Genomic DNA, 4,173 nt, shown 5'->3' with positions numbered 1-4,173 from the left:
GAACTAGAAGGTGCAACAATGTTAAGTAGTTTTATTCATTCAGTATTAACGTTTTTTGAAGGATTAGGTTATTGGGGCATAATGCTTGGACTTATGATTGAGATTATTCCAAGTGAGATCGTCCTTGCCTATGCAGGATACTTAGTATCAAATGGAAGTATCTCATTTGTAGGCGCAGTTATATTCGGTACCATTGGCGGAATCATTGCCCAAGTCTTTATTTATTGGATTGGACGATACGGTGGTCGCCCTGTCCTAGAACGTTATGGGAAGTATATTTTSATTCAKAAAAAACAWATTGATKMTGCTGAAGMKTGGTTTAATCGTTACGGAACTGGYGTWATTTTYACWGCRCGTTTTATTCCTGTTGTTCGCCATGCGATTTCAATTCCTGCCGGGATTACAAAAATGCCAATTTCACGCTTCATTACTTTAACAGGACTTGCGATTATTCCTTGGTCTATCATTTTCATTTATTTAGGTGAAAAACTTGGAGAAAACTGGGGTAATATAAATGACGTTGCTGGACCATATGTGAAATCGTTCGCTGTTGGCGGGGTTGTTCTTATTATTTTATATTTCATGATAAAAAAATGGTCAAAAAAACGTAAAAAACTCGCTTAAATTTCTAAATAAAAACCGCTATTAATTCAATCGAAATTATAGCGGTTTTTATTATTAACTTGATTATCTTTTATAAATTGTATAATTTCTTCTTTATGTTTTAAATCATGTTGAATGAGTGATGAAAAATAATTGTTTAATCTCACTCTTTTCGTGCCGAATTGGTAATCATCTTTAAAATTCTGGGCAGGAATTTGATTCATTTGATCAACTAATTGTTTACGGGTGGATATAAACTGATCTATTAGTTCTTCTTTTGAAATACCGGATCTCGCATATTTTATTGCACCCTCATTCATTTCCTCAACACCTGTTGGAACATTGGGTACTGATTGTCCACTTATAAAGTATGGAATTCTAAACTTCATTAAAAACTCATCCCAAACGACTAAATGTGAAATCACATCCGCAATTGCCCATGAACCTTCTCTAAAAGGTTCAAACCATACATCACTAGTTATACACTTCAATGTTTGACACCATTCTATTAAACTTAACTTTTCTTCTAGAATACATTCCTTCTCCATAATTTATTCCTTCCTCTTCCACACTAACTATTCATTCATATTAATAACTTCTAGCTATTATATTAAAACCCTCCAGTCTAAGATTTACATGGATAAGCAACAATTCCGCCATAAAATACGTATAGTAACTCAAAAAGGAGTAATCCCCCTATGCATTGGCAGCAAAAAGTACCATACTTAATCGGACGCCCTGTTGGTGTTTCTCTCATTAATGGGCAAGGAACTTCCGGCGTTTTATGTGGCGTACAAAATAATCAATTATTTGTTTATGAATACCTTTACCAAGCTCAGTTCGCCATGAAACATTATGATTTTAGACAAATTCAAGATATACACGCCTTTCCAAATTGCCCACACCAAAATCCTCTATATTAAAAAACAGGAACGGCTTTATTGCCATTCCTGTTTCTATTGTTTATGCATTATTTTTCAGAGTAAAACTTCTGCACTGCTTCATCAAAATAGATCCATCCTTTCCAGCCTAAATGAATTGTATCTTTTAAGAAATACTTATCATATTCATGGCTAGAAAAATCGACTACTGGGTATCCTGCTTTCTCGACTTGATCGCSAACCTTATTATAATACACATCACGACGTTCTTTYGGGAAACCAGCGTAATCATACCACGGTCCGTTTACAGGCACAGAAATAAAGAGTGGTTTTACATTTTTTTCTTTGAAAAGATCTAAAACAATTTGTAAGTCATCATATTCTGGTGAATCAAGCTAGTCCAGCTTTGATGTTATGTTTTGTATCGTTATATACAATACTTTCTAGCGAACTACTTAATATCGCATCTTTACGAACAACTTTGTAATCTAGTAAACGTTTCGCGATTTTTTTCTTCATTTCAGGCTTTATTTCGTCATTAAAAATAAAGTGATAGGCTTGTTGTTTGGAGAAATTATTTGTAAAATCCCCTTGTGATACACCGTTTTTTGTAAACCATTGTGGTGAAAGAACAAAGACTACCTTTTTACCTTCTAATTCATCCATTGTAGACGTCATATTTAATATATGAGCCAAGCTTTGCGTACCACCAGTCCCTATTAAAAATGGAGTAAAACCTGCTGGATTTACTTTAAAATAGTTAGATGGATGATATGCATCCATTCGTAAAAAYTCTGATGAACCRTACATCGGTAAATAYTGYGAATTCTCTAACATTTTYTGYTGYAAGAAAACACTTTGTAATTTCTCTTTTTGCAAGGAAGTTGCCGCATCTTCAACTTTCTTATCGCTAATAAGTGATATTAAACTTTTAGATGGGATAAGCAGTACAATGAAAAAGAGTAGACACGCTAAAATAATAGGGCCAAAAGCATGCTTCATCTTCATCTGCTATTCCTCTTTCTAGTACTATTAAATTGTAACCCTTGTTTTTGACACGTCATCATTTCTCTCCTTTTTCTCTATACATGTTCCATTCTATTTATCTATTATWTACATGTATGTATTCCCTTTCTTTGCACTATTAAGTTACATAAGAAACATGTTAATTATACAAGATTCTACATAAATTTCACACTGGAATTTTAGTAATAATTTTATTTTTAAGCAGTGAAAAAACACATAAAATGTCTATAATTCATCCGATGATGTATTAAGTTCAAAATATGATAATAAACGCCCACCATGATCAACATCTTGAGTATATGTAAAGCCTAGCTTTCGTAAAAGTTTTTTCGAATTCTCATTAGCTACTTTAACCCTAGCAATTATTCTTTTTAAATTCATCGTCTCTGTTGCATATTGAATGGAAGCTTCTGCTGCTTCTGATGCATATCCATTCCTCCAATACTCTGGATCAAGGAGATACATAATTTCTGTTTCCCCTGTTTCATTTACCTTTCTTAAACCACAATGTCCTAATAGCTGGCCTGTTTCATTTTTGAATAACAGCCATACACCAAAATCATACTGTTCCCAATGCAATATAAGTTGACTCATATAATCTTTAGTTTCATTTATTGACATACCTCTTGATTTAGCAAGCCATTGACCAACCGCTTCTTTTTTTAATATGTTATACAATTGATCAACATCTTCTATATTCGGTTTTCTCATCACCAATCTTTTCGTATGTATTACTTTCCCCTTTACAAATACAGACATAGTGCCCCTCCTAATACTGTTTATAGACTACTAAATTATACCATGAACTATCATTGGCTTTAACTAAGAAAAAACAGACTATCACATACGTGAAGTCTGTTTTTTCTCTTTCTTTACTTTTGTACGTCCGCCCATTTCAAACTTGTTGCTGGACCAAATTGGTGAACATATAAATCTTTTACGTACGGTTTTTGTAAGTAAGAAAGACCGCGCTGGAATACTGGTGCAATTACCGCATCATCAAGGAGCACTTTTTCCGCATCTTGTAGTGCTTTCCAACGAGCTTTTTCATCATTACCTAACTCTGTTTTAATCTTCTTAATTAAAGCGTCGTATTCTTGATTTGCATATCCTGTATTATTTACGGTACTTCCCGAAAGGAAAACTTCTAAGTATGTCATTGGATCTGGATAATCAGGTAACCAACGTGATAACGACATTTCGTATTCTTTTTTCTTCTCTAACGCTAGTTTTTGCGTATGTGGTTGTAATTTCACATTTACTTTTAGCCCCGGTAAGTTTTTCTCAAGCTGTTCTTTAATATATTCGCCTACCTTTTTAAAGTTCTCTAAGTCATAGTTTAATAGTTCTAACGTCACTTCATTTGTGCCTGTCTCTTGCTTCGCCTTYTCCCAATATTCYTTYGCYTGTTTCACATCMGTCTTATTAAACTCRCCTGCYGTACTTCTAAAATCTTTCTTATCTGGTCCTTTTAARAATCCTTTTGGTACGTAGTAGTTCGCCGCAACTGATCCGTCATTTAAAAATGAWGTCGCCAAGCCCTTTTTATCAAACACTGTACTTAGCGCAAGACGTGCATTTTTATTTTTAAGAATCGGCACATTTTCATTGAAACGGAAGAAATACATAACCGGATCTGTATATTGTTTCAACTCTTTATTAT

Annotated in this window: 5 protein-coding genes and 1 pseudogene; 2 read left to right on the top strand and 4 right to left on the bottom strand. The window is 33.8% G+C overall.

The window, feature by feature from the left end:
- Positions 1–18: 18 nt before the first annotated feature.
- Positions 19–624, top strand: a complete 606-nt coding sequence (gene uptA, locus AC1DJR_RS26915; RefSeq protein ID WP_477003944.1) for an undecaprenyl phosphate transporter UptA — start codon at positions 19–21, stop codon at positions 622–624.
- Positions 625–650: 26 nt separating this feature from the next.
- Here uptA and AC1DJR_RS26910 read toward each other — a convergent pair whose 3' ends face one another.
- Positions 651–1,151: a DinB family protein gene (locus tag AC1DJR_RS26910; RefSeq protein WP_429688641.1), complete on the bottom strand. Its 501-nt coding sequence runs from the start codon at positions 1,149–1,151 to the stop codon at positions 651–653.
- A gap of 150 nt (positions 1,152–1,301) precedes the next feature.
- Between AC1DJR_RS26910 and AC1DJR_RS26905 the strand changes: the two genes are divergently transcribed.
- Entirely contained in the window at positions 1,302–1,526 is a 225-nt protein-coding gene (locus tag AC1DJR_RS26905) for a hypothetical protein (protein ID WP_002032598.1), read from the top strand.
- 47 nt (positions 1,527–1,573) lie between these two features.
- Here AC1DJR_RS26905 and dltD read toward each other — a convergent pair.
- The 3 genes and pseudogenes from dltD to AC1DJR_RS26890 all read right to left on the bottom strand — a co-directional run.
- Positions 1,574–2,492 (bottom strand): annotated as a pseudogene (gene dltD / locus AC1DJR_RS26900) (D-alanyl-lipoteichoic acid biosynthesis protein DltD).
- A gap of 243 nt (positions 2,493–2,735) precedes the next feature.
- Positions 2,736–3,269, bottom strand: coding sequence for a GNAT family N-acetyltransferase (locus AC1DJR_RS26895; RefSeq protein ID WP_289404037.1), 534 nt, complete (start codon positions 3,267–3,269; stop codon positions 2,736–2,738).
- 113 nt (positions 3,270–3,382) lie between these two features.
- Positions 3,383–4,173: ABC transporter substrate-binding protein (locus AC1DJR_RS26890; protein ID WP_477003943.1), on the bottom strand; the 791-nt coding region annotated here is incomplete at its 5' end.

The sequence above is a fragment of the Bacillus sp. 05T31 genome (assembly GCF_056396725.1).
The sequence above is the reverse complement of the archived record's forward strand: the minus strand, read 5'-3'. Positions and strand labels throughout refer to the sequence as shown.